The organism is Pseudomonas sp. 1L-E-NC-VB-C3 (assembly GCF_057291535.1).
This window is the reverse complement of the sequence record NZ_JBXAWD010000020.1, coordinates 1-24,968: the sequence shown is the minus strand read 5'-3', so window position 1 is coordinate 24,968 and position 24,968 is coordinate 1. Positions and strand designations below refer to the sequence as shown.

At 61.0% G+C, this 24,968-nt stretch carries 20 protein-coding genes; 7 read left to right on the top strand and 13 right to left on the bottom strand.

What is annotated here, in order from left to right:
* Window positions 1-118: 118 nt before the first annotated feature.
* The 9 genes from AC0Z5Z_RS24750 to AC0Z5Z_RS24710 form a co-directional block, all read right to left on the bottom strand.
* The gene (locus AC0Z5Z_RS24750) at window positions 119-3,148 is read right to left on the bottom strand and encodes a multidrug efflux RND transporter permease subunit (protein ID WP_485611778.1); all 3,030 of its coding nucleotides are present in this window, start codon (window positions 3,146-3,148) and stop codon (window positions 119-121) included.
* A 13-nt stretch (window positions 3,149-3,161) separates the two neighbouring features.
* Window positions 3,162-4,310 (bottom strand): efflux RND transporter periplasmic adaptor subunit, encoded by a 1,149-nt coding sequence (locus AC0Z5Z_RS24745; RefSeq protein ID WP_076563993.1) that lies wholly within the window; start codon window positions 4,308-4,310, stop codon window positions 3,162-3,164.
* A 255-nt stretch (window positions 4,311-4,565) separates the two neighbouring features.
* Window positions 4,566-5,666, bottom strand: coding sequence for a DUF1513 domain-containing protein (locus tag AC0Z5Z_RS24740; protein WP_056789981.1), 1,101 nt, complete (start codon window positions 5,664-5,666; stop codon window positions 4,566-4,568).
* 14 nt (window positions 5,667-5,680) lie between these two features.
* Window positions 5,681-6,745, bottom strand: coding sequence for an imelysin family protein (locus AC0Z5Z_RS24735; protein ID WP_056789978.1), 1,065 nt, complete (start codon window positions 6,743-6,745; stop codon window positions 5,681-5,683).
* 27 nt (window positions 6,746-6,772) lie between these two features.
* Window positions 6,773-8,200, bottom strand: a complete 1,428-nt coding sequence (locus AC0Z5Z_RS24730) for a di-heme oxidoreductase family protein (protein ID WP_485611777.1) — start codon at window positions 8,198-8,200, stop codon at window positions 6,773-6,775.
* Window positions 8,201-8,475: 275 nt separating this feature from the next.
* The gene (locus AC0Z5Z_RS24725; RefSeq protein WP_056789973.1) at window positions 8,476-9,828 is read right to left on the bottom strand and encodes an imelysin family protein; all 1,353 of its coding nucleotides are present in this window, start codon (window positions 9,826-9,828) and stop codon (window positions 8,476-8,478) included.
* A gap of 210 nt (window positions 9,829-10,038) precedes the next feature.
* Window positions 10,039-12,090, bottom strand: a complete 2,052-nt coding sequence (locus AC0Z5Z_RS24720; protein ID WP_016773430.1) for a putative bifunctional diguanylate cyclase/phosphodiesterase — start codon at window positions 12,088-12,090, stop codon at window positions 10,039-10,041.
* A 329-nt stretch (window positions 12,091-12,419) separates the two neighbouring features.
* On the bottom strand, window positions 12,420-13,016 hold the full coding sequence (locus tag AC0Z5Z_RS24715) for a superoxide dismutase (protein WP_016773431.1): 597 nt from the start codon (window positions 13,014-13,016) through the stop codon (window positions 12,420-12,422).
* Window positions 13,017-13,192: 176 nt separating this feature from the next.
* Window positions 13,193-13,795: a LysE/ArgO family amino acid transporter gene (locus AC0Z5Z_RS24710; protein WP_016773432.1), complete on the bottom strand. Its 603-nt coding sequence runs from the start codon at window positions 13,793-13,795 to the stop codon at window positions 13,193-13,195.
* Window positions 13,796-13,891: 96 nt separating this feature from the next.
* Here AC0Z5Z_RS24710 and AC0Z5Z_RS24705 point away from each other — a divergent pair, with 96 nt between their 5' ends.
* From AC0Z5Z_RS24705 to AC0Z5Z_RS24690, 4 genes are all read left to right on the top strand, one after another.
* Complete coding sequence (locus AC0Z5Z_RS24705; protein WP_406227282.1) at window positions 13,892-14,779, top strand: LysR family transcriptional regulator ArgP; 888 nt, start codon at window positions 13,892-13,894, stop codon at window positions 14,777-14,779.
* Between the two features lie 99 nt (window positions 14,780-14,878).
* Window positions 14,879-15,871, top strand: coding sequence for an NAD-dependent epimerase/dehydratase family protein (locus AC0Z5Z_RS24700; protein WP_236168290.1), 993 nt, complete (start codon window positions 14,879-14,881; stop codon window positions 15,869-15,871).
* A 116-nt stretch (window positions 15,872-15,987) separates the two neighbouring features.
* Window positions 15,988-16,845 carry an ATPase gene (locus tag AC0Z5Z_RS24695; RefSeq protein WP_252868193.1) on the top strand — a complete coding sequence of 286 codons (858 nt, stop codon included), beginning with the start codon at window positions 15,988-15,990 and terminating at the stop codon, window positions 16,843-16,845.
* A 134-nt stretch (window positions 16,846-16,979) separates the two neighbouring features.
* Window positions 16,980-17,828, top strand: coding sequence for a cache domain-containing protein (locus tag AC0Z5Z_RS24690; RefSeq protein WP_095181439.1), 849 nt, complete (start codon window positions 16,980-16,982; stop codon window positions 17,826-17,828).
* 123 nt (window positions 17,829-17,951) lie between these two features.
* Here the strand turns inward: AC0Z5Z_RS24690 and AC0Z5Z_RS24685 are convergent, their stop codons facing one another.
* Both AC0Z5Z_RS24685 and pobA read right to left on the bottom strand, forming a co-directional pair.
* Window positions 17,952-19,469 carry an MDR family MFS transporter gene (locus AC0Z5Z_RS24685; protein ID WP_485611776.1) on the bottom strand — a complete coding sequence of 506 codons (1,518 nt, stop codon included), beginning with the start codon at window positions 19,467-19,469 and terminating at the stop codon, window positions 17,952-17,954.
* A 78-nt stretch (window positions 19,470-19,547) separates the two neighbouring features.
* Window positions 19,548-20,741 (bottom strand): 4-hydroxybenzoate 3-monooxygenase, encoded by a 1,194-nt coding sequence (gene pobA, locus AC0Z5Z_RS24680; RefSeq protein WP_485611775.1) that lies wholly within the window; start codon window positions 20,739-20,741, stop codon window positions 19,548-19,550.
* A 175-nt stretch (window positions 20,742-20,916) separates the two neighbouring features.
* Here pobA and AC0Z5Z_RS24675 point away from each other — a divergent pair, with 175 nt between their 5' ends.
* A complete protein-coding gene (locus AC0Z5Z_RS24675) occupies window positions 20,917-21,807 on the top strand; it encodes a helix-turn-helix domain-containing protein (protein ID WP_024014136.1) in 891 nt (296 codons plus the stop codon).
* A gap of 130 nt (window positions 21,808-21,937) precedes the next feature.
* Here the strand turns inward: AC0Z5Z_RS24675 and AC0Z5Z_RS24670 are convergent, their stop codons facing one another.
* Both AC0Z5Z_RS24670 and AC0Z5Z_RS24665 read right to left on the bottom strand, forming a co-directional pair.
* Window positions 21,938-22,114, bottom strand: coding sequence for a hypothetical protein (locus AC0Z5Z_RS24670; RefSeq protein ID WP_016773438.1), 177 nt, complete (start codon window positions 22,112-22,114; stop codon window positions 21,938-21,940).
* Window positions 22,115-22,244: 130 nt separating this feature from the next.
* A complete protein-coding gene (locus AC0Z5Z_RS24665) occupies window positions 22,245-23,150 on the bottom strand; it encodes a LysR family transcriptional regulator (protein ID WP_323167727.1) in 906 nt (301 codons plus the stop codon).
* Between the two features lie 113 nt (window positions 23,151-23,263).
* Here AC0Z5Z_RS24665 and AC0Z5Z_RS24660 point away from each other — a divergent pair, with 113 nt between their 5' ends.
* Window positions 23,264-24,142 carry an MBL fold metallo-hydrolase gene (locus AC0Z5Z_RS24660; RefSeq protein ID WP_485611774.1) on the top strand — a complete coding sequence of 293 codons (879 nt, stop codon included), beginning with the start codon at window positions 23,264-23,266 and terminating at the stop codon, window positions 24,140-24,142.
* A gap of 45 nt (window positions 24,143-24,187) precedes the next feature.
* Window positions 24,188-24,802: an NAD(P)-dependent oxidoreductase gene (locus AC0Z5Z_RS24655; RefSeq protein WP_375122599.1), complete on the top strand. Its 615-nt coding sequence runs from the start codon at window positions 24,188-24,190 to the stop codon at window positions 24,800-24,802.
* Window positions 24,803-24,968 lie beyond the last annotated feature (166 nt).

Sequence of the window (24,968 nt, the reverse complement as noted above, 5' to 3'; positions counted from 1 at the left end):
GAACGCCTCAAAGGACGCTCCGCGTTCCAATGGGACGCGGAGCGTCCCGAGCAGCATTCCCACGCAGAGCGTGGGAACGATCAATCAAAGATCGCAGCGTTCGGCAACTCCTGCAGGGTCACGTCTTGGCATCCGGTTTCGCCAGGAAGGTATAAACACACGGCAGCACGAACAGCGTAAACAGCGTGCCAATCGACATCCCCGTCGCAATCACCATGCCGATATCAAAACGGCTCACGGCTCCCGCCCCGGTGGCCAGAATCAGCGGCACCATGCCGAACACCATTGCCGCCGTCGTCATCAGCACCGGGCGCAAGCGAATTGCTGCCGCTTCCTCCACCGCGTCACGGGCGCTCAGGCCCTTGTCCTTGCGCAACTGGTTGGCGAATTCGACGATCAGGATGCCGTGCTTGCTGATCAGGCCGATCAGCGTCACCAGCCCGACCTGGGTGTAGATGTTCATGCTCGACCAGCCGAGGAACAACGGGATCAGCGCGCCGCAGATCGACAGCGGTACGGTGACCAGAATCACCAACGGATCGCGGAAGCTTTCAAACTGTGCGGCCAGCACCAGAAAGATGATCGCCAGCGCCAAGGCAAACGTGACCCACAATGCGCTGCCTTCCTGCACGTACTGGCGCGAGGCACCGCCGTAATCGAAGGCAAACCCGGCCGGTGCTTCTTCGCGGGCAATCTGCTGCACGGTATCGATGGCTTCGCCCATGCTCACCAGCGGGAAACCGGAAATCTTCGCTGCGTTGAGCTGCTGGAACTGATTGAGCTGGCGCGGCCGTGCGCGGTCGCTGACCTTGATCAAGGTCGACAGCGGCAGCAATTCGCCCTGGGTGTTTTTCACGTAGTAATTGTTCAGCCAGTCCGGGTTGTCGCGGTAGGCCCGTTCGACCTGGGCGATGACCTTGTAGCTGCGCCCGTCGATGGTGAAGCGGTTGATCTCCGCCTCGCCGAGCAAGGTCGCCAGCGTGCTGCCGAGGTCGAGCATCGACACGCCCATCTGCGCAGCCTTGTCGCGGTCGATATCGACCACTACTTCCGGCTTGTCGAACGCCAGATCGAGGTCGACGAAGGCGAACTTGCCCGACTCCATGGCGCGTTTCTCGATGCGCTCGGCGACTTGCAGCAGCAGCTCGTAGTCATTGGCGGTGTTGATCACGAATTCGAAGGGCAGGCCTTCACCGGTGCCGGGCAGGGAGGGCAGGTTGAAACCGAAGATCTGCAGGCCGGGAATGCTCTCCAGTCTGCTCTGCACCTCGGGGAGGATTTCCATCTGCGTGCGGCTACGCTCATTCCATGGCTTGAGCAGGAAGCCGCCGATACCGGCCTGCACGCCGCTATAGCCGTTGATCTGGAACGAGGAGTAGTACTCGGGAAACTCCTTGAAGATGGTGATGAATTCGTCGGTGTAGGTGCTCAGGTAGTCGAGGTTGGTCGGCTGCGGCGCGCTGGCCATCATGAAAATGATGCCCTGGTCCTCGTCCGGGGCCAGTTCCGACTTGGTGAACTTGAGAAACACCGGAATCAGGCACAGCACGATCACCGCAAACACCAGCACCACCGGCCGAGTATTCAGCGTGCCATGCAGCATGCTTTGATAACGGCGCTTGAGGCCTTCAAAGACTCGGTCGAGACGATGGGCCAGGCCGCTGGGATTCTCTTCGTGGCGCAGCAGAAACGCGCACATCATCGGCGACAGCGTCAGGGCGACGACGCCGGAGATCACCACCGCGCCGGCCAGGGTCAGGGCGAACTCCTTGAACAGCGCTCCGGTCAGCCCGGTGAGAAAACCGATCGGCGCATACACCGCCGCCAGGGTGATGGTCATCGACACCACTGGCATGGCGATTTCCCGGGCGCCTTCCAGGGCTGCGTCGAACGGCGTCTTGCCTTCCTCGATGTGCCGGTGGATGTTTTCCACCACGACGATCGCGTCGTCCACCACCAGACCGATGGCCAGCACCATCGCCAGCAGCGTCAGCAGGTTCATCGAGTAACCCATCATCTGCATGAAGAACATCACGCCGATCATCGACAGCGGAATGGTCACCACCGGGATCACCACCGAACGCAACGCGCCGAGGAACAGGAACACCACGACGATGACGATCAGTACCGCTTCGAACAAGGTCTTCACCACCTCATCGATGGAGGCCTGAATGAACAGCGTGGCGTCGTAGGCGATTTCGCTTTTCAGGTTCGGCGGCAGCTGCGCTTCCAGCTCGGGCATCAGCTTGCGCACTTCCTTGATCACGTCCAGCGGGTTGGCGCCGGGAGTGGCCTTGATGCCGATATACACCGACGGCGTGCCGCCGAACGAGCTGATCGAATCGTAGTTTTCCGCGCCCATTTCCACCCGCGCGACATCACGCAGCAACACGCGGCTGTCGCCATCGACCTTGAGCGGAATCGCCGCGAAGGCTTCCGCGGATTTCAGTTCGGTGTTGGCGTTGATGCTGGTGACGGTGTACTCGCCTTTCACTTCGCCCGCCGCCGAGAGAAAGTTGTACTGGCGCACCGCCGCAGTCACGTCGGCGGCACTGAGACCGAAGCCGGCGAGTTTCACCGGGTCGAGCCACAGGCGCATGGCGAACACCTGATTGCCGAGAATCTCCGCTTCGGCCATGCCCGGCAGCGTCGCCAGTTTTGGCTGGATGACCCGCGACAGATAGTCGGTAATCTGCGGGTTGCTCAGGTCTTTGCTGAAGAAACTGATGTACATCAGCGCCGAAGCGTCGGCGGACTCCTTGCTCAGCACCGGGTCTTCGGCGTCCTGCGGCAGCTTGTTCTTCACCTCGTTGGCCTTGGCCAGCAGTTCGGTGAACAAGCGGTCGGTGTTGGCACCGATGCGCGCGTAAATCGAAATCACCGAGAAGTTCTGCCGGCTGACCGAGGTCATGTAATCGATGCCTTCGGCGCTGGCCAGGCTCTGTTGCATCGGCTGGGTGATGTAGCCCTGAATGGTTTCGGCGTTGGCCCCGGGATAAGCGGTGGTCACCGTGATCAGGGCGTTTTCCATTTGCGGGTACTGGCGCAGCGGCAGCTTGCTCCAGGCCTGAAAGCCCAGCAGCACAATCAGCAGGCTGACCACGGTGGCGAGCACCGGGCGGCGGATGAACGGATCGGTAAAAGCCATGGGGATTCCTTGATCAGTCGGCGCGAGGCGGACTGTTCTGCTCGCCGAGGGTCTTGTCGTCGCTGATGGCAATGTGGGCGCCGTTGTCCAGTTTGATCTGGCCAGCCGTCACCACTTGTTCGCCGCTCTGCACGCCCTTGTTGATCATCACCAGGCCATCGCGGCGTTCACCGGTCTCGACGAAGCGCCGCTCGGCAATCAGCAGCGGTTGGCCGTTGTCATCCTTGGCGACGCTGCCATCCTCGGCCTTCTTCTGCCCGACCACGTACACCGAGTTGCCGTACAGGGTGTAGGTGATCGCGCTCTCCGGCACCACGATGTGCTTCTGCGGATCAGGCAGCAGCACTTCAAGGCTGGCGAACATCCCCGGCAGCAGCTTGCCGTCGGGGTTGGCGAGGGTGGCGCGGACGAGGATGTTGCGCGTGGTGCTTTCGACGATCGGGTTGATCGCGCTGATCTTGCCGACAAAGTTCTGCCCCGGATACGCGGCGACGGTGAACTGCACGGGCTGGCCGATAGCGAGTTTCGGCACCGCTTGTTCCGGCACGTAGAAGTCAGCGTAGAGGCTGCTCAAATCCTGCAACGTGGCGATTTTGGTACCGCTGGCGAGGTAGTCGCCGACGTCGACCTGGCGGATGCCGATGGTGCCGCTGAATGGCGCGAGGATACGCTTTTTCGCCAGCGACGCGTTGAGCTGATTGACCGTGGCCTTGTTCTTTTGGAGAACGGCGGAGAGGCGGTCGTACTCGCCTTTGGAGATCGCGCGGCTGTCGACCAGTTGCGCGCCACGGCCGAAGTCCAGTTGTGCCAGGCCTAAATCGGCGCGGGCAGTTTCCAGCAGGGCAGTCTCCACGGCGCTGTCGAGTTGCAGCAGCGGTTGCCCGGCCTTGACCTTCTGCCCGGATTCGAATTTGAGTTCAGTGACGGTGCCGGCGACTTCCAGACTCAAGTCGACACCTTGCAGGGCCTTGAGCGTGCCGACGGTGGGCAGGCGCATCTGCCACGGCTGTTCGCCGGCAGTGGCCACGGCGACGCTGATCGGCGGCTTGGGCTTGGAAAAGCCCTGGATCATCGTGTAGATCGAAAAGGCTTTGTATCCGCCCAGTACCAGGACGATCAGCAAAACAACACCCAACATGATCAGCATGCGGCGACGCAGCATATTTCCATTTCCTTGGATAAATCATGAGACAGGCGGGCACATTACTCTGAGTCAGGTGGGGATTCCAACTGGCAGTTATTACGTGAAGGCCGGATATGAACCCTGTGGCGAGGGGATTTATCCCCGTTGGGCTGCGAAGCGGCCCCCTGAATCCTTCAGTCATACCGCAATTGCAGTTTTAAGGGCGGCTGCGCCACCCAACGGGGATAAATCCCCTCGCCACAGGATGGGGGGCCGTCTCAAAAATGGGGGGTATCAGGCCATCAGATGAAGATGGTTGTCCCAGAGCCCCGCCGGCAATTCCAGCGGCTTGGCCAGCAGTTGTTCCTGGCGGCAATCGTAGTAACGGCAACGGCCCTGCCCCGAGGTCACGACAAAGCCATCCTTTACCGCACCGACGCCGGCGCAATCAGGCAAAGGCGCATCGAGGCGCAGTTCGCCGCTGTCCAGATCCCAGATAAAGAAACGATTGCCACGCGGTGCCGTCAACGCGACCAGACGCAGATCGCTGTGCACCGCGACGCTGGCGGTGTAGTGCCCCATCGCCTGCAACTGCTGCTCGGCCACCGGGAACGCCACGAACGCTTGTCCCGGTCGCTTGATCGCCAACAGCTCCGAACGCTCGTGGGACGGCCCCATGAATTGCTGACCGGCGACGATGGTGCCGTCACTGGCGATGCCCAGGTGGCGGACGCTGTTCATCTGCTGGGCGAGGGTTTCCTTGCTCAGCAACGTGCCGTCGCGCTGCATCAACACCAGGCTCGGTTCCATGGCGTTAAGGTTCATGTCGACGCGGCTTTCCGCCTCGGTGCGAATCCCACCGTTGGCCACTACCAGCGTCTCGCCGTCGGGCATCCAGGACACCTGATGCGGGCCGAGACCGTGAGTGGAAATCTCGCCCGTGTGCACCAGCCGTTCGCCTTCGAACTTGTACACGCCGAGCAGGCCACGGCCGGGATCGCTCGTGTCATTCTCGGTGGCGTACAGGTATTCGCCGTCCTTGTGCACCACGGCGTGGCCGTAGAAGTGCCGGTCCGGCTGCGAGGTCACGGTCTGCAGCAGCTTGCCGTCGCGCAGGTCGATCAGGTAACTCTCGGTTCCCGGACGCCGCGCGACGAACAGCGCCAGCGGCTGCGTCGGATGATTGATGATGTCGTGACAACGCTGGCCGACGTGGGTGGCGAACACCCGCGTACCGTCGAGCCGATAGCCGACGGCGTAATGCTTGCCGTCAGTATCGTCGCGCGCCGACAGCAACAGCGGGCTCTGATCCTTGCGTTTGAACAGCGTCCAGCCGCCCAGCGTCACTGCTCCCAGCAGTGCACTACCTAAAGTCAGAACCTGACGTCGCAGCATGGCACTCGCCCTCATCAGTCACCGTCGTTGGCGTTGAAGCCCAGTTGGATGCCCAGCGCCTTGGCCAGCTCGCCTTCATGCAGGCGATGGACGACGTTGAGGCTGTCGTAGATATCGTTGAGTTGCTGGCGCCCGGCGTCGTCTTCGAGCATTTCGCCGAGCGAACGCTGGGTGCTGTCGAACAGCTTCAGCGAAGCGGCATAAGCGGCATCGATCTTGTCCGCCAACGGTTTCTGCTCGGCCGGCAGCAGACCGCGCAGGCCTTTGTTGTCGACGCCTTCCCAGACGGTTTTGGCGGCGGCAAGGCTGGCTTCCAGCGCCGTCAGCGACGACTGGCTGCGCCACGCATCCGCCTGGAATGGCTGCGGCACGCCTTTGCTCTGGCGGCCCATCGGCGTGCCGAGTTTTTTCTTCAGGGTATCCAGTGCCGTCACTTGTACGCGCAGCAGATCGGCGATCGCTTCGTGGGAGTCGGCGTAGCGCTGGTTAGGGAACTTGCTCATCTGCGCGAGCATGCCGTCGGTGTTGTTCCAGCCCTGCAGGATTTCTTCGGCCAGTTGCTTCTGGCGTTCGCCGATGGCGATCAGCAGCGGGCAGTATTTGGCTTTTTGCGCGTCGTTGGCGACGTCAGGCTTGGCGTCGAAGAGGATGTATTCGTAAGCCGACAGGCCCTGCACCACGACGCTGGATTTGGCCAGTGCGGCGGCATCGATCTGCGGCTGGGCGACGACCAGTTGCTCGACCTGACGGCCGACGAGATTTTTCTTGTCCGGCCAGAACTGTACTTGCCACGAGCGATTGCCCTCGGCCAGCGGCCCGATCAACAGCGGTTGCAACTCGGCCCAGGCTTTCTGCGCGTGAAGGAAGTCGGCACGGGCGGTTTCCAGGGTCTCTTTGCCCTGGCAGTAGGCGAGGGCGCTGACCGCCAGTTGCCGGTCGGCTTCGACCCAGCGAGTGTAGGTCGGCAGGATCACCGATTTGGCGATCGCCGCCGAAGTGACCGCTTGCGGGTCCTGCGGCGAGCAGGCGCCGAGGGCGAGCGCGGCAAGGCTGGTGAACAGTAACTTGGGACGGAACATGTCGGGCTCCCGATGCTTTTACAGTATTTAAAGTGAGTTCAGAAAAGCCAGCAACGCAGCGCGCTGCTCGGCATTGAAAGACAAAACCTGTTGCTGCGCCGCCGTCGCCTCGCCGCCATGCCAGAGCACCGCTTCGAGCAGGTTGCGTGCGCGACCGTCATGCAAAAACTGGGTGTGACCGCTGACCGCTTGCGTCAGACCGATCCCCCACAACGGCGGCGTGCGCCAGTCTCGGCCGGAGGCCCGAAATTCGGTGCGGTTGTCCGCCAGGCCTTCGCCCATGTCATGCAGCAGCAAGTCGCTGTATGGACGAATCACCTGATTGGCCAATTCCGGTTCGGCGGCATCGGCGGCCGTGGTGTATTTCGGCGTGTGGCACGACTGGCAACCGGCCTGGAAAAACAGATTCTTGCCGGCCAGCACCTGTGGATCGTTGACGCCACGGCGCGCCGGCACTGCGAGATTGCGGCTGTAGAACAGCACCAGCCGCAGAATGTTGTCGCTCACCTCCGGTTCACCGTCCGGGCCATTGCCGTTCGGCGCCTGTTTGCAGGCAGTCTGCGCCTCGGTGCAATCGTCGAACGGCCGCAGGCTGGTGGTCAGGCCCATGTCACCGGAGAACGCGTGAACATTCTGTTGATTGAGATTCGGTTGCCCGGCTTTCCAGCCGAACCGGCCGATGACGGTTTTCTGCAACTGGTCATCCCAGACCTGGTTGGGTCGGCCATTGATGCCGTTGTTCTCTTTCGCCTGGGCGGCGGCGTTGGCGAGGATCGCCTCTTCAGGGATCGCTTCGAGCAGGCCCAGACCAATCATCGGCGGCGCCACCCGCGCGGAAAAACGCGTGTCCGGGTGCATCGGCCCGTAACCGAGTTGAGTGATCTGCAAGGTCGGTTTGCGCAGCTCGACTTCAGTGCCGTCCTTGAAGCGTACCGGCACCGGCGTGTAATCCACCCGCACCTTGCCTTCCGGGGCAACGCCGGGCACGGCCATATCCTGGAACTGCCCGCCATATACCGGCTCCGGCACTACGCCGAGCTGTTGGATGACTTTGGCGTATTGCGGCGCGTCGGGAATCGACAGGCGCACCAGCATCGACACTGCATTGCTTGCATCAGGTGCCGGCGGATGACCGCGACCGTCCTTGATGTGGCAGTTCTGGCAGGCGTTGGTATTGAACAACGGGCCGAGACCGTCGCGCGCCGTGGTGGTCGACGGCGCGATCACCCACGGGCTGCGAAAGAAACTGTTGCCGACACTGAAGTCCACGCGCCGCGAGGGCGGCAAGTTGGCCGATGGCAGGGAGAAGGCGTTCTGATCGCTCTTGCGCACGGTCGCCGCACCGCCCGAACGCGCTTCCCCCGGCTCGGCCTTGGTGAAACGCGGGGCGTCATCGCAGGCACTCAGGCCCAGGGCCAGCAACAGTGCGGACAAGCGAAGAGGCAGCGAGGGCATCAGACATCCTGCGGACGGGCAAAAATGAAGGCGCAAAGTCTAACAGGGCGAGGGAGTTTGAATAAGAGGAATTATCGTTTGCTTGATACAGCGCAAATCTGCAGAGCGATGCAAACCTCCTGTAGGAGCTGCCGAAGGCTGCGATCTTTTGATTTTGATCTTCAAAAATCAAGATCAACAGATCGCAGCCTTCGGCAGCTCCTACAGGGGACTGTGAACATGGGGTATGAAAAAGGCGACCCGAAGGTCGCCTCTTTTTGACGCGGACGCTGCGATCAGAATTCGTGATCGGCGCTGTCCGGGTTCAGGTCGCTGATGCCCAGTTTGCCCGCAGCGGCTTCGATCGAGCCGGTCTGCTTGACCAGCGCGGCGATGGCGTCGCGAACGACCTGGTTGCCAGCGGTGTTGCCGGCAGCGATCAACTGGTCGTAGTGCTCACCCTTGTTGGCGTGATCGACCATGACCTGGATCTTCGCTTCGGTCGCGGCCAGATCGGCTTTCAGCGCGGTGTCGGCAGCCGGATCGGCCTTGGCCACCAGCGACGACAGGCTGGCGCCGGTCATCTTGGTGCCGTCAACACGGGTGTACTCGCCCAGGTAAACATTACGCACGCCTTTGGCGTCGTAGAAGTGCGAGTAGTGGGTGTTGTCGCTGAAGCAATCCTGCTCGTCTTCAGGGGAGTTGGCTTCCAGGGAAACCTTCATGCGCTCGCCCGCCAGTTCACCCAGGGACAGGCTGCCCATGCCGAAGAGCATTTTGCGCAGGCCGGTTTCGCCTGGCTCGGCTTCCAGGGTGGCGCGGTAGTTGTCGGCCACGTTCGGCTTCCAGTTGGCGACCATTTCTTCCAGATCGCTGACCAGCAGTTGGGTCACGGCTTTCAGGTAGGCGCGACGACGCTCGTTGTGACCACCGGTGGCGCCGGCGCCTTCCAGGTAGTCCGAGGCCGGACGGTTGCCAGCGCCAGGGCCGGTGCCGTTCAGATCCTGGCCCCAGAGCAGGAATTCGATCGCGTGGTAGCCGGTGGCGACGTTGGCTTCCGAGCCGCCCAGCTCGTTGAGGCTGGCGAGTTTTTCCGGGGTGATTTCTTTCACGTCGACTTTGTCTTCGCCGACCTGCACTTCGGTGTTGGCGATGATATTGGCGCTGGCGCCCGGGTTACCCAGTGCGTGCTCGTAGGATTTGTCGACGTAGTCGATCAGGCCTTCGTCCAGCGGCCAGGCGTTAACCTGACCTTCCCAATCGTCAATGATGGTGTTGCCGAAGCGGAACACTTCGCTCTGCAGGTACGGCACGCGCGCGGCGACCCAGGCAGCCTTGGCGGCTTTGAGGGTGTCGGCATTCGGCTTGGCGAGGAACGCGTCGACCGCAGTTTGCAGGGTTTTCGCAGTGGATTCGGCATCGCTGTAAACGGCGAAGACCATGTCGGCATAGTGCGCGACCACAGCCTTGGCGGCAGCATCGTCAACTTTACCGGCAGCAGGAGCCGGTGCAGCGGCAGGGGCTGGAGCAGCGCTGCTGGAAGCCGGAGTCATTTCGGAGGCTTTTTCTTTGTCCTTGCCTTCGCCGCAACCGGCGAGGGAAATAGCGATGGCCAGCAGACTGGCGGTAGCCAGAGGCATACGAATCATGGCGAACATCCTGCTTCGGTAGTTGAATGGACTGGCGCCGGGGGCGCGCAAAACTGCGACATAATGCAAATCTTTCGCATTATGTGTAAAGGCGTGCTTGGAAATATTTCTTATTTGCGCATGAAAATCAAAAGTCGCAGCCTCGTTTCACTCGTCAGCTCCTACAGGGGGAACGCATTTCAAATGTAGGAGCTGCCGAAGGCTGCGATCTTATAAAATAGCCGCGTTGCTGCGTTGCGCCTGCTTGAGGTAAATACCCAGCTCCCGCGCCGGCAGCGGTTTGCTGTAGTGGTAGCCCTGACCTTCGTGGCAACCCTCGGAAATGATGTAGGTTTCCTGCTCGGCGGTTTCCACGCCTTCGGCAATCACCTGCATGCCGAGGCTCTTGCCCAGTTGAATGATCGCCCGAACGATGGTCGCGTCATCGTCGTCATCGAGCAGGTCCTGCACGAAGCTTTTGTCGATCTTGATCTTGTCCAGCGGCAGGCTTTTCAGATAGCTGAGGGACGAGTAGCCGGTGCCGAAGTCGTCGATCGCGATCAGCGCGCCGGAGCGGCGCAGGCTGAGCAGATGCTGGGCGGCGGTGGTGATGTCTTCCATCAGGCCGGTTTCGGTGACTTCCAGTTCCAGACTGCGCGGCGGCAAGCGGTACATCTGCAACAGGTTGTTGACCACCCGTGGCAGCTCGGCGTGGTGCAGTTGCACGGTGGACAGATTGACCGCCATGCGCAAATCGACAAAACCTTGATCGTGCCATTCGCGCAATTGCTTGCAGGCCTGATCGAGCACCCACTCGCCGATGGCGATGATCGTGCCGTTCTGTTCGGCCAGCGGAATGAACAGGTCCGGCGGCACCAGCCCGTGTTCCGGATGTTGCCAGCGAATCAGCGCTTCGACGCCAACCACGCGGTGATCGCGATAACTGATCTGCGGCTGATAGACGAGGTAGAACTGGTCGCGGATCAGCGCATCGCGCAAATCCTTTTCCAGCTCGCGACGACGGCGCATCTCGCTGTCGACGCTGGCGATATAGAACTGATAGCGATTGCGCGAGCGGGTCTTGGCCAGGGTCATGGTCTGCTCGGCTTTCTGCAACAGCTTCTCGGTGCTGTCGCCGTCCTCCGGAAACAGGGTGATGCCGATGGTCGCGCGCAGGCGGATTTCCTGATCGTCGAGGGCGAAGGGCGCCTCAAGATCATCGAGAATGCTCTGCGCCAGTTCTGCTGCTTCGTAAGGCTGTTCAATGTCGGCCTGCACCAGCGCGAACTGATCGCCGCCCAGGCGAGCGAGGGCGCCCAGGCGACCGCTGTGGGCACGTAAACGATCGGCCAGGGCCAGCAGCAATTGGTCGCCGGTCTGGTAGCTGAATTGCTCGTTGATGCCCTTGAAGTCATCCAGGCCGACGCACAACACCGCGACGCGGCGCTGCAGCTTGCCGGCATCCACCAGAATCTTGTCCAGTTGCTGCTGCAATTGCTGGCGGTTCGGCAGGCCGGTGAGGAAGTCGTACTGGGCCATGCGCAGCAGGCTGTTTTCCGCTTCGTGGCGCAGGTGGGTGTTGCGTTCGATGGACTCGAGCAACTGGTTGGCAGTGTTGATCCACAGGCCCAGTTCGTTCTTTTCGTGGCCCTTGATCTGCGGAATCTTGTGCTCGCTGGGACGATCGGGGTTGATTTCGGTGAGGTGCTCGATGATTCGTGACAGCGGTTTGGTCAGCAGCCAGTGATAGACCAGATACAGCACCAGCCCCAACGCCAGTGCGCGCAACACCCCGGAAATGAAAATGATCACCGAGCTGACGATGAAACCTTCGCCATAAGTGGCGGTGTCGAGGGTGATGCTCAGGTCGCCGTAGTATTCGCTGTAAGGGCCACGGCCGACCAATTGCGTGGTAAAGGTGCGTTCCTGGCCGAGAATCAGGTCGGTCAGCCAACGGCTATTGGAATGCTGCAGTTCGCGGGATTTTTGCGCCAGCATGGCTTCGTTGGGGTGGCCGATGGAGGCCTGACGCACGGCGTCGTCCTGGAACAGCCCTTCGATCACCTGCATGCCCATTTCCCGATCCAGGCTGTACACGGCCTGGGTCGATGGATCGCGGAACATGTCGAGGATGCGCTCGGCGTCGCCGGCCACAGCCTGACGGGTCTTGTAGGCATCGAAGACAATCTGCGCGCAGCTCAAGACTACGCCTACGATCAATGCCGACAGGAGCACGACCCGGAGCAACTTCACCGACAAGCTGTTCTTGAGTTCCAGCTTCAAAGGGTTATTCCTTGTTCCGTGCGGGTAGCGTCAAGTTGCCATGAGTATTGGCAATCCCGGGTTGGCAGTCAAAGGGACAATCAGGCACGGGAAAAGTCGCCGTGATCCTGGCCGCAATGTCGTCATTTGAGTAATAGCTCTGAATTAACTGTGTCGGTTGCAATTGCCTTCAACTTGAGCACTGGGCCAAAGATTTTTTCCTTTCTGTGATGGTAGACGGCTGGGGGCTGGCGGCAAACGGCGCGAAGCTGCTTTTACCGTGCAAGAAACGCCATGCGCCGGGCATAAAAAAACCCGGCCGAAGCCGGGTTTTTCATCTGGCGTGCAGCTTAAGCGGTGAAGGTTTTGCCTTCGAACTGCTCGGCCACGAACTTCCAGTTGACCAGGTTCCAGAACGCTTCAACGTACTTCGGACGCAGGTTACGGTAGTCGATGTAGTAAGCGTGTTCCCAGACGTCGCAGGTCAGCAGCGGGGTGTCGCCGCTGGTCAGCGGGTTGCCGGCGCCGATGGTGCTGGCCAGGGCCAGGGAACCGTCAGCCTTTTTCACCAGCCAGCCCCAGCCGGAACCGAAGGTGCCGATCGAGGTTTTGCTGAATTCTTCCTTGAACTTGTCGAACGAACCGAACGCTGCGTTGATGGCATCTGCCAGGGCGCCGGTTGGTTGACCGCCGGCGTTTGGCGCCAGGCAGTTCCAGTAGAAAGTGTGGTTCCAGACCTGAGCGGCGTTGTTGAAGATGCCGCCCGAAGAAGTCTTGACGATTTCTTCCAGGGTCTTGCCTTCAAACTCGGTGCCTGGCACCAGGTTGTTCAGGTTCACGACGTAGGTGTTGTGGTGCTTGTCGTGGTGGAACTCCAGGGTTTCCTTGGAGATGTGCGGCTGCAGGGCATCGTGTGCGTAAGGCAGCGGCGGCAATTCGAAAGCCATGATGATTCTCCTAATCAGGTCTGTTGCGGTGAGCGCAAGGCCGATCACGGGCGGCCGGAAATGCACCGGCGAGTTTTTACTCTTTGCGGCGCAGGGTTCGGATCATAGCACCGGGGTCGCGCCTTAACCACGCAACAACTGTGTGGGATAGAGGTTCCAGAGCCTTTGGCAATTATTCATCCGGCGATGATCAACTGCGCGGCGACGGCGAACATCATCAACGCCACCACCAGATCGAGAATGCGCCACGTGCTCGGGCGGGCCAGCCACGGTGCCAGCCACGCCGCGCCTAGGGCCAGGGTGAAAAACCACAGCAACGATGCACTCGCCGCGCCGACCACATAAGCGCCCGGCACCGACTGCTGCGCGCCCAGCGAGCCGATCAGCAAAACCGTATCGAGATAAACGTGGGGGTTGAGCAAGGTCACCGCCAGAGCGCTGAGCATCACTGCGCGCAGCGAACGCACGGTCTGGTTTTCGCCTTGCTCAAGGCTCTGCTTCGAACAGGCCCGGCGCAGTGCCTGGCTGCCGTACCAGATCAGAAACGTCGCACCGCCCCAACGGGCGATCGCCAGCAGGGTCGGGTTCTGCGCGAGGATCGTCGCCAGGCCGAACACCCCGGCCGCGACCAGAATCGCGTCACACACTACGCACAATGCCGCCACCGGCAAATGGTGTTCACGGCGCAGGCTTTGCGCCAAGACAAAAGCGTTCTGCGTGCCGATCGCCATGATCAGGCCGAACGCCACCAACAGGCCGTTTACGTAGCTTTGCCACATGGGAGAGATCCTTGAAAGAGAGTGCTTGCTGGCTATTCTCCGGTGTGACGCTGTATAAGAAAAACCAATAGTGCTGATCGCCCATTAGGAAAACTGATGTTCGACTATAAATTGCTTTCCGCGCTCGCCGCAGTGGTCGAGCAGGCCGGATTCGATCGCGCCGCACAGGTGCTCGGCCTGTCGCAGTCGGCGATCTCCCAGCGCATCAAATTGCTTGAAGCGCGGGTCGGCCAGCCAGTGCTGGTGCGCGAAACACCGCCAGCGCCGACCGAGATCGGCCGACGCTTGCTCAACCATGTGCAGCAGGTGCGTCTGCTCGAGCGCGACTTGCAATCAGTGGTGCCGGCGCTCGACGAAGAAGGCCTGCCCGATCGCCTGCGCATCGCCCTCAACGCCGACAGCCTCGCCACTTGGTGGGCCGAGGCCGTCGGCGATTTCTGCGCCGAGCAGCATTTGTTGCTCGACCTGATCGTCGAAGACCAGACCGTTGGCCTCAAGCGCATGCGTGCCGGTGAAGTGGCCGCATGCCTGTGTGCCAGCGAGCGGCCGGTGGCCGGCGCACGCAGCGTATTGCTCGGCGCCATGCGTTATCGGGCGCTGGCCAGTCCAGCCTTCCTCGCTCGGCATTTTCCCGAAGGCGTGCGCGCCGAACAGCTGCCGCGCACCCCGGCGCTGGTGTTCGGCCCGGACGATTTCCTTCAGCATCGCTATCTGGCGCTGTTGGGCGTCGACGGCGCGTTCGAGCACCATTTATGCCCGTCCTCCGAAGGCTTCATCCGCCTGACCGAAGCCGGTCTGGGCTGGGGCCTGGTGCCGGAACTGCAGGTGCGCGAGCAATTGCAACGCGGGGTGCTGCGCGAATTGCTGCCAGATAAACCGATCGACGTGCCGCTGTACTGGCATCATTGGCGCAATGGCGGCCAGTTGCTCAATCTACTGACCGAGCAACTGCTGCGCTCCTCAAAGCAATGGCTAGTGGCTTGAACGCAGCAACAAGCGTCAAGCTGCAAGCGGCAAGAACACGTACCGTTTCAACTTGCAGCTGAAAGCTCGAAGCTTGCAGCTGCTTCCCTGGAGTTTTTGATGAAGATTTTGGTTACCGGCGCCAGTGGCTTTATTGGCGGGCGCTTTGCGCGTTTCGCCCTGGAGCAGGGCCTTGAAGTGCGGGTCAACGGTCGCCGGGCCGAGAGCGTCGAACATCTGGTGCGCCGGGGCGCGGAGTTCGTGCCGGGCGATCTGAGCGACGCCGATCTGGTGCGCGACCTGTGCAGCGATGTCGAGGCCGTGGTGCATTGCGCTGGTGCTGTCGGTGTGTGGGGGCGTTATCAGGACTTTCATCAAGGCAACGTCGAAGTCACCGAAAACGTCGTCGAAGCTTGCCTCAAGCAGCGGGTGCGGCGGCTGGTGCATCTGTCGTCGCCGTCGATCTATTTCGATGGCCGCGACCATCTCGGTCTGACCGAAGAGCAAGTGCCCAAACGCTTCAAGCATCCCTACGCCGCGACCAAGTATCTGGCCGAGCAGAAAGTCTTCGGTGCCCAGGAATTCGGTCTGGAAACCATCGCCCTGCGCCCGCGTTTCGTCACCGGTGCCGGCGACATGAGCATCTTCCCGCGCCTGCTGAAGATGCAACGCAAGGGCCGGCTGGCGATCATCGGCAATGGCTTGAACAAGGTCGATTTCACCAGCGTGCAAAACCTCAACGAAGCCATGCTCAGCAGCTTGTTGGCGCAAGGTTCTGCGCTGGGCAAGGCCTACAACATCAGCAACGGTACGCCGGTGCCGCTGTGGGACGTGGTCAATTACGTGATGCGCCGGATGGACGTCGATCAGGTGCGCAAATATCGCTCCTACGGTCTCGCGTACAGTGTCGCGGCGCTCAACGAAGGCGCGTGCATGCTCTGGCCGGGACGCCCGGAGCCGACCCTGTCGCGTCTGGGCATGCAGGTCATGAAAAAAAATTTCACCCTCGACATCAGCCGCGCCCGGCATTATCTCGACTACGATCCGAAAGTCAGCCTCTGGGCTGCCCTCGATGAGTTCTGTGCGTGGTGGAAAGCCCAGGACATCCGTTGAAACGATTCGGCCGGGCGGCAATGAACCGCCTTGCGGGTTGAGGGTCAATGCCTGCGGCTGCGGCGGTTATACTTCGCAGCATTTAGCCATCACCGCGTTTGCCAAAGGTTACCTCAATGTCCATGCGAAACGATGCCCACGACGACGATTTCGATAACGTGCCAAGCCTGCGCGCTGACCCGTTCGACGACGATGACATCGCGCCCAGCCCCCGTACTTCCGTGCATTCGCGCACGGCGCCAGTGGTCAAGGTCAGGGCCGCCAGCACCGGGCCGCTGTGGGCGCTGGTCGGTGCGTTGTTTTTCGCCTTCATCGGTCTGGCCTGGTGGAGCTTCCAGCAGATATCGCTGATGGAACAGCAACTGGTCGCCACCCAGGAAAGCTTCGCCCGCATCAGCGAAGAAGCGGCGGGGCGCCTGCAGGATATTTCCGGCAAGGTCGTCGCCAGCCAGAGCAACGTCAACAGTGACAGCGAAGCGCTGAAGCTGCAGATCAAACAACTCGAAGGCAAGCTGCTCGACCAGAGCAAGCAGCAGCAAGGCGTGGCCGGGCAGACCAGCGAGCTGGACAAGCGGCTGGCGCAAATGACCGCGCAGACCACCGAACAGCAGAACGCCAATACGCAGTTGCAGGCTCAGGTCAAAGCCTTGAGCGCCGAGCTGGCGACCATCAAAAGCACCCCGGCCGATACCAGCAAGGTCGATGCGCAGTTGAAAGCTTTCGACGCCCAGTTCAAAAGCCTCGGTGCCGATATCGCCGCGCTGAAGAAACAGGGCAACCCGAGCGCGGCGATCGATCGTCTGGAGCAGGACATCGTCGTGCTGAAAAGTCAGCAGGACAATCGCCCTGCAGCGCCACAGGGTGGCGGCAATACCGCCGAGTTCGATGCGTTCCGCGCGCAGATGACCCGCAACCTCAACACCTTGCAGGCGCAGATCCAGAACCTGCAGCAGCAGATCAATTCCCGCCCGTAGCGACTGATCTGTTGTCCGGAGGGCTTTGTCCCCCCACCACAGGGGTCTGTAATGCCCTGCATCATTCTGAATACTCGTACATCAGCCCAAGCCGTCTACGCTCTTGAGACACCAAAAAGAACGAGGGATGCGCTATGGGGTTTTTGCATAAAGTGGCCTGGCTCGGCCTGATTCTGCTGGCCGGTTTCGGCCAGGCCAGCGCCGCCACCGCCGCCAAGGATGACAGTCAGGCGGCCATCGCCCTGCTGGAAAAAGCCTTGGCCTACTACCACGACAATGGCGACAAGGCCTTCGCCGCCTTCAGCCGCCAGGGTGAGTTCGTCGACAAGGATCGCTACGTGTTCGTCCTCGACACCAAAGGCGTCATGCTTGCCAGTGGCGGGCCGTCATCGGCGCTGATCGGCCGTGATGTCAGCGAAGTCCTCGGGCCGGATCTGCAGAAGGCGTTCAAGGATGCGCTGAAAGTGCCGGAAGGCAACGGCATCCAGCAGGCCGAATACCGCTGGCAGAACTGGGCCGACGGCAAGGTCGAGCGCAAGCATGTGTTTTATCAGCGCGTCGGGCAGCGGATTCTCGCGGTGGGTTACTACTTGCCACGGGCGTCGGCTGAGCAGGCCAAGGCCTTGCTGGACAAAGCCGCGACGGATCTGGGCAAGGACGAGAAGGGCACGCTGGTTGCGATCAACTCGCTCAAGGGCGGATACCTGCAGGATGACCTGTATGTCTTCGTGGTCGATCTGAACAACCAGCGTTATGTCGCCCACGGCACCAATCTGCGCTTGATCAACACTGATTTTGGCAAGGTCAAGGACCCGGAAGGCAAGCCAGTGGGCGAGCCGATTCTGGCGCTGATCGGCAAGCAGGATGAAGGCGAATACGAATACCGCTGGAAAAACCCGGTGACCGGCAAGATCGAGGACAAGCATGCGTACCTGAAAAAGGTCGGGCACTTCCTCGTCGCGGTGGGTTATTACAGCCCTTGAGCGAACACCGTTCCCTTGTGGGAGCGAGCCTGCTCGCGAAGCGGTGTGTCATTCAGCTATGTGTCGGCTGACACCGCGCATTCGCGAGCAGGCTCGCTCCCACAGTGGTATTTGTTGCGGCAATTATTTCGCGCCGTGCTCCCGTCCGCGCAGCAGGTTGTTCGGCATGGCAATCGCCGCTGCCAGCCCCAGCAACGACACTGCCGTGCTGACCCAGAGCAAGTGGCGGAAGGTCACCAGCAGTTCCGCGCGCAAAGCGTTCTGCGCTTCGCCGGGTGCGGCGTTCAGGCCATCGAGCAGGACGTTGCCCGAATGCCCTTCGCTGATCAGCGAACTGTTCGCCAGATGGGCGAAACTGGAATCGTGCAGCAACGCCAGCAGCAGCGCCGACATCAACGCCACGCCCACCGCGCCGCCCAGTGAGCGGAACAGGTTGGTGGTGCTGGTGGCGACGCCGATGTCGCGTTGTTCCACCGAGTTTTGTGTGCCGACCAGCGAGGTCGGGAACTGCATGCCGCCGGCGATGCCGCTGAGCAACATGAACAAACCGCTGAGCAAGGTTGCTTGGGGCGGACTGAAGGCCATGCCGAGAATCGAGATCGGCATGAGGATCGCCCCGGTGAGAATCTGCGGTTTGTAGCGTCCGGTAATCGAGGTGCGGCGACCGGCGAAATAGGCGCCGATCGGCAAGCCCATCGCCAATGGCAGCAAGTGCAACGCCGCACTGTCGGCGCCAGCCCCGGTGACGCTTTGGAAACGCAATGGCATCAGCACGATCAGCGAGATGGCCTGGAAACTGGTGAAGAAAATCGTGCACCAGCACAGCAGCGCGCTGCGATTGGTGAACAAGTGCATCGGCAGCAACGGCTCCCGCGCCCGGCGTTCATGCCAGACGAACAGCGCCAATACCACCACGGCACCAGCGAACAGGCCGAGCACTTCGCCGCTGCGCCATGAATGGCCCTGGCCGACTTCGGTGATACCGAGCAACAACGAGGTCAGGCCGATGATCATCAGCACCGTGCCGAGGTAATCGATCACCGGTTTGCGCTGCGGAATCGGCAAGCCGCGCAGGTTGCGCCGTGCCACCCACCACGCGCCAAGCCCCAGCGGCAGGTTGATCAGAAACACCCAGCGCCACGACAGGTATTCGGTCATGTAGCCGCCGAGCACCGGGCCGGCGACGCTGGCCACGGCGTACATGCTGCTGAAGTAACCCTGATAGCGCCCGCGTTCACGTGGCGGGACGATGTCGCCGATGATCGCCTGACTCACCGAGATCATGCCGCCGGCGCCGATGCCCTGAAGGATCCGCGCCAGCACCAGTTGCTCCATGCTCTGCGCCATGCCGCAGAACAGCGAGGCGAGGGTGAACAGGCCCATGCCGAACAACATCAGTTTGCGCCGCCCGTACAGGTCGCCGAGTTTGCCGTAGATCGGCACCGCCACGGTCATCGCCACCATGTAACCGGAAATCACCCAGGCCAGCAGGCTGACGTCCTTGAATTGCGCGGAGATCGCCGGCATCGATACGGCGACGATGGTCTGGTCCAGCGCACCGAGGAAGATCGCCATCATCAAGGCGACCAGCACGCTGCGAATGGCCGGTTTGGGCGTTTCAGGTTGATTGAGAGTGGTCACGGGCGAGCCTGCGGGCATTGATGGACCCGCGCGGCCATCGCGCGCGGGTGGATGCTCGCAGTGTAAGTCGGTAGGAAGCTATTCGATAGCCTCGTACGGAAGCCCGACGTAATTTTCTGCAATGGTTTTTTGCCCGGCTTGCGAGCTGACAAAATAGTCCAGTTCCGAAGCGCAGATGCGCTGGCTGAATTCATCGTGCTCGTCGAAGCGATGCAGCATCGACGTCATCCACCAGGAAAACCGTTCGGCTTTCCACACCCGGCGCAGGCAGATTTCCGAGTATTTTTCCAGAAGATCAGTGCGGCCTTCGCGATAGACCTTCAGCAGAATATTGAACAACGTGCTGACATCGCTGGCCGCCAGGTTCAAGCCCTTGGCGCCAGTCGGCGGTACGATATGTGCGGCGTCGCCGACGAGAAACATGCGCCCGTACTGCATTGGCTCGACGACAAAACTGCGCAGCGGCGCGATGCTTTTTTCGATCGAAGGGCCGGTCACCAGTTTTTCCGCGAGGGCATCCGGCAGGCGTTTTTTCAGCTCATCCCAGAAACGCTGATCGCTCCAGTCGTCGACGTTTTCATCCGCCGGGACTTGCAGGTAATAGCGGGTGCGGGTGGCCGAACGCATGCTGCACAAAGCGAAGCCACGCTCGTGGCGGGCATAGACCAATTCGTCGTGGACCGGCGGTGTGTCGGCGAGAATGCCCAGCCAGCCGAACGGGTAGACCCGCTCGAAGATCTTCAGGCAATCGGCCGGAATCGACTGCCGCGCGACGCCGTGGAAACCATCGCAACCGGCGATGTAATCGCAATCGACGCGCCAGCTTTCACCGTCCTTTTCGAAGGTGACGAAAGCTTCGTCGCTTTTCATGCCGTGGGGAACGACATTGCTCGCCTGATAAATTGTCGGCGCCCCCGCGTCCCGACGAGCGGCCATCAGGTCGCGGGTGACCTCGGTCTGACCGTAGACCATTACTGTTTTACCGCCGGTCAGAGCGTGCAGATCGATGTGCACCTGACGCCCGTCCAGCGCCAGATCGAAGCCGCCATGAACCAGGCCTTCGACATCCATTCGCTGACCGACGCCGGCCTCACGCAGCAGCTCTACCATGCCTTGTTCAAGCACACCGGCACGGATGCGCCCAAGAATGTAATCAGGCGTCTGGCGTTCGAGGATCAGGGTTTCGATGCCAGCGTTGTGCAGCAACTGGCCGAGGAGCAGTCCGGAAGGACCGGCGCCGATAATGGCGACTTGGGTTTTCAGGGTTTTCATTGTTTTTATGACTCGCAAGCTTCACGCAGCAACAGCCGGTGAATGATTTTATGGATCGAGTGCTTGCATTTTTCCCTTGCGGGTCTGTCAATTGAAGGTGAAAACTGAGCCGATACCTGTACATTCTGCCAATCGGTGCGATTATCGCCCAAAAACCAGAGGCCTGGATTGAAGTATGAACAAGCCTGCCCTGCCTTCTATTCCGGTGTTCAAGCTCTACGGTGAAAGCCTGGACTGGCCGACCCCGGACTTGCTGCACTGTGAAACCATTTCCTCGCGCAGTCGCGAACATCAATGGGAAATCAAACCTCACCGCCACGCGGATCTGTGCCAGCTGCTGTTCGTTTTCAAAGGTCAGGCAGAGCTCGAAATCGAAGGCCAGCGCACGCAACTCGAGACGCCAGCGATTCAGGTGCTGCCACCGTTATCGGTGCACGGGTTTCGTTTTTCCGAGGATGTTGAAGGCTTCATCGTCACCTTGGCCACGCCGCTGATCAATCATTTGCAGGCGCAATTGGGCGATTCGGTACACGCGCTGGCCCGGGCGGAAAACTACCCGGCCGGCAAGGATGGCGATTATCTCAACAGCCTGTTTTCAGCGTTGCAGGCCGAGTACAACGGCCATCAACCGGCGCGGGAAATGCTCATGCATTCGCTGGTCAGCGTGATCATGGTCTGGGTCAGCCGCCAGGCGATCGTCCGGCACAAGGCCAGCCAACGGCCGCAACGCCAGCGCGAATACCTCAACGGTTTCATTCAGTTGGTGGAAGAGACTTACCGCCAGCACGTCAAGGTCGAAGACCTCGCCCATCGCCTGGGCATCTCCGTGTCGCACCTCAACGGCACCTGCCGTGAACTGGCCGGGCAACCGGCGTTGCAGATCATGCACGAGCGTCAGTTGCTGGAAGCCAAGCGCCTGCTGACCTACACCAGCATGACGATTTACGAGATGTCGGAGTTGCTCGGTTTTTCCGATCCGACCAACTTCACGCGCCTGTTCCGTCGCCGGGTGGGGATTTCGCCAAAGGCATTCCGCGACCGCTTGAAGGCCGAGCAACAATCCTGATGCGCTGATGAGCCCTGTGGGAGCGAGCCTGCTCGCGAATACGGTCTTTCATTCAGCAACTAGGCTGGCTGACACAGCGCATTCGCGAGCAGGCTCGCTCCCACAGCAGTTGCATTCCAGCGCAGGTCTATCAGCGCAATGCGTTCAGCGTGGCATTGTGCGGAATACACCGCTCATAGTTGCAGCTCGCATACTCGCGCGGCAGCTGGCGCAACTGCTCGACCCGCCAGGCAGCGGTGCCGTACAGCGCCAGCGTGGCGGCGCAGGTGATGAAGATGGCGGCGTATCTTTTTGTTTTGATGTTCATGGTGTTCGACCTCTGAACGTCTACCTTGCGGTATTACTTTGAGCATAGGTCAGCGGCGCGCACTTGCCAGCGAGTGCGCTTGAGGATTTAGCCGGCCATTCAGGTGATTGATGCCCATGTCGGAGCGGGTTTACAGGCCGGCATCCCAGGCCGGGGCCTCGGGAAAGCGCTCAACCAGAAAGTCGAGCATGCTGCGCAGTGCCGCCGGCATGTGTTTGCGTGAGGCGTACACCGCGTAGATATTCATCTGGCGCGGTTCGACATGTGGCAGCAAACGCAGCAGTTCGCCGCTGTGAATATGCACGCCAGCCTGGTAGGTCGGCAGCATCGCCACGCCCGCGCCGGCCAGGGTTGCGCGCAGAAGGGTGCTGGCCTCGTTGGCGCTGATATTGCCCTGCACCGGTACCGAAACCGGTTCGCCATCCTCCTCGAAATGCCACAGGCTCTTGCCGAAATAGGAATGGGTCAGGCAGTTATGTCGGCTCAAATCCTCAACCGTTTGCGGCGCCGGATGCTCAAGCAGGTAAGCCGGCGCTGCGCAGACCACCGAGCGGCACACGGTCAGGCGCCGGGCGATCAGATTCGGATCAAGATCATTGCTGGTGCGAATCGCCAGATCGATGCGTTCATCGACCAGATTCACCGTGCGGTCGAGCATCTGCAGATCGATGCTCACGCCGGGGTAAAGCCTGACATATGCCGCCATCGCATCGGCCAGTTGCGCTTGGCCAAACGAGGTGCTGACGCTGATCCGCAGCAGTCCGCGCGGCGCGTCATCGGGTTCGCTGACGGCGGCCTGCATGTCGTGCGACAGGTCGATCATCTGCCGGCAGCGCGGGAGGATTTCGCTGCCGGCGGCGGTCAGGCTCAATTTGCGCGTGGTGCGGTGCATAAGCCGCGCGCCGACCCAGTCTTCCAGCTCCGCCAGATAGCGCGACACCACCGGCCGCGACAGGTCGAGGTGGTCGGCCGCCGCCGACTGGCTGCCCAGGTCCACGACCGTGACGAATACCCGCATTGCTTGAAGCCGATCCATGATTTGCCCGCTTTCAGAAACAAACTATGTCCAAGCATCGCATTTTTTGTACTGAGTCTGGCAACTAAGCTCTGTTGCATCGCCAGACTGGCATTCGCAATCCGGAGCAACACATGATCGGCTTTACCCCCTTCAAACGCGTTCTGCTCGCCGCAGCATTTTTCGGCTTTGCCGCCCATGCATCCGCCGCCGAGCTGAGCCTCGATGTCTACAACCCGGGCACCCAGGCGATTTTCCCGGTCAGCTCGGTGCTGGTCAGCGGTGAGAAAGAAGCGATTCTGGTCGACGCGCAATTCGGCAAATCCCAGGCTGAGCAGGTCGTGGAAAAGATCCGCGCCAGCGGCAAGCAATTGACCACCATCTACATCAGCCATGGCGACCCGGATTACTACTTTGGCCTCGACACCCTGACCAAGGCATTCCCGCAGGCGAAAGTGCTGGCTTCGCAGCCGACTGTCGATCACATCAAGCACACCGTCGACGGCAAACTGGCCTACTGGGGGCCGAAAATGGGCGCCGACGTGCCGGCGAAAACCATCGTCCCGGACGTGCTCAAGGGCGACAGCCTGACCCTCGAAGGCAAGCAATTGCAGGTGATCGGCCTCGACGGCAAGCAACCGGATCGCAGCTTCGTATGGATCCCGTCGCTCAAAGCAGTGGTCGGTGGCGTAGTGGTCGCCGAGAACATTCATGTGTGGATGGCCGACACCCAGACCGCGCAATCCCACGCCGATTGGCTGCACACCCTGCACACCATCGAAAGCCTGAAACCGCAAACCGTGGTGCCCGGTCATTACCTGGGGGACAGCAGCCGCTCGCTGGCCAGCGTGAAATTCACCGCTGATTACATCAAGGCCTTCGATGCCGAAACCGCCAAGGCCAAAGACTCTGCTGCACTGATCGTTGCGATGAAAAAACGCTACCCGCAACTCGGCGAGGAAAGCTCGCTGGAACTCAGCGCAAAAGTCGCCAAGGGCGAGATGCAGTGGTAAGCCGAACCTGAACACGCAGCATTTTCAAGCCAACTGGAGAATGTCATGAGCAAGATCGCAATCATTGGTGCCACCGGCCGTGCCGGTAGCCAATTGCTGGAAGAAGCCCTGCGTCGCGGCCACAGCGTCACCGCCATTGCCCGCGATACCTCGAAGATCGGCAGCCGTGCCGGTGTCGTCAGCAAGAGCCTCGACGTACTGGATTCGGCGGCGCTGCAAGCGGCGGTGGCCGGTCACGACGCAGTGATCAGCGCAGCGCATTTCGCCTCCGTCCCGGCCTCGGCGATTGTCGGACCGGTGAAGCAGGCGGGCGTGAAGCGCTTGCTGGTGGTCGGCGGCGCCGGTTCGCTGTTGCTGCCGGATGACACGCGAGTGATCGACAGTGCCGGTTTCCCGGCCGAATACAAAGCCGAGGCGAGCGCAGGTGCTGAGTTTCTTGATGCGTTGCGTCACGAGCAGGAACTGGACTGGACCTTTTTGTCGCCGTCGGCGGAGTTCGTCGAGGGTGAGCGCAGTGGCACATTCCGCGTCGGCAAGGATCATCTGTTGGTCAGTGCCGAAGGACGCAGCTGGATCACATTTGCCGATTACGCGATTGCGCTGATTGACGAAGTGGAAACGCCGAAGCATTCGCGCCAGCGTTTTACCGTCGGGTATTGAGTCAAGCCTTTTCCCCTCACCCCAGCCCTCTCCCGGGGGAGAGGGAGCCGACCGAGTTGTCTTGGGTCACACATTGACCTGAACGACCGTGTCGATTATGGATTCGGCGTGGCTGTGTCAGGTCGATGAATTTCTTGAGTATCCCCAATCAGTTCCCTCTCCCTGG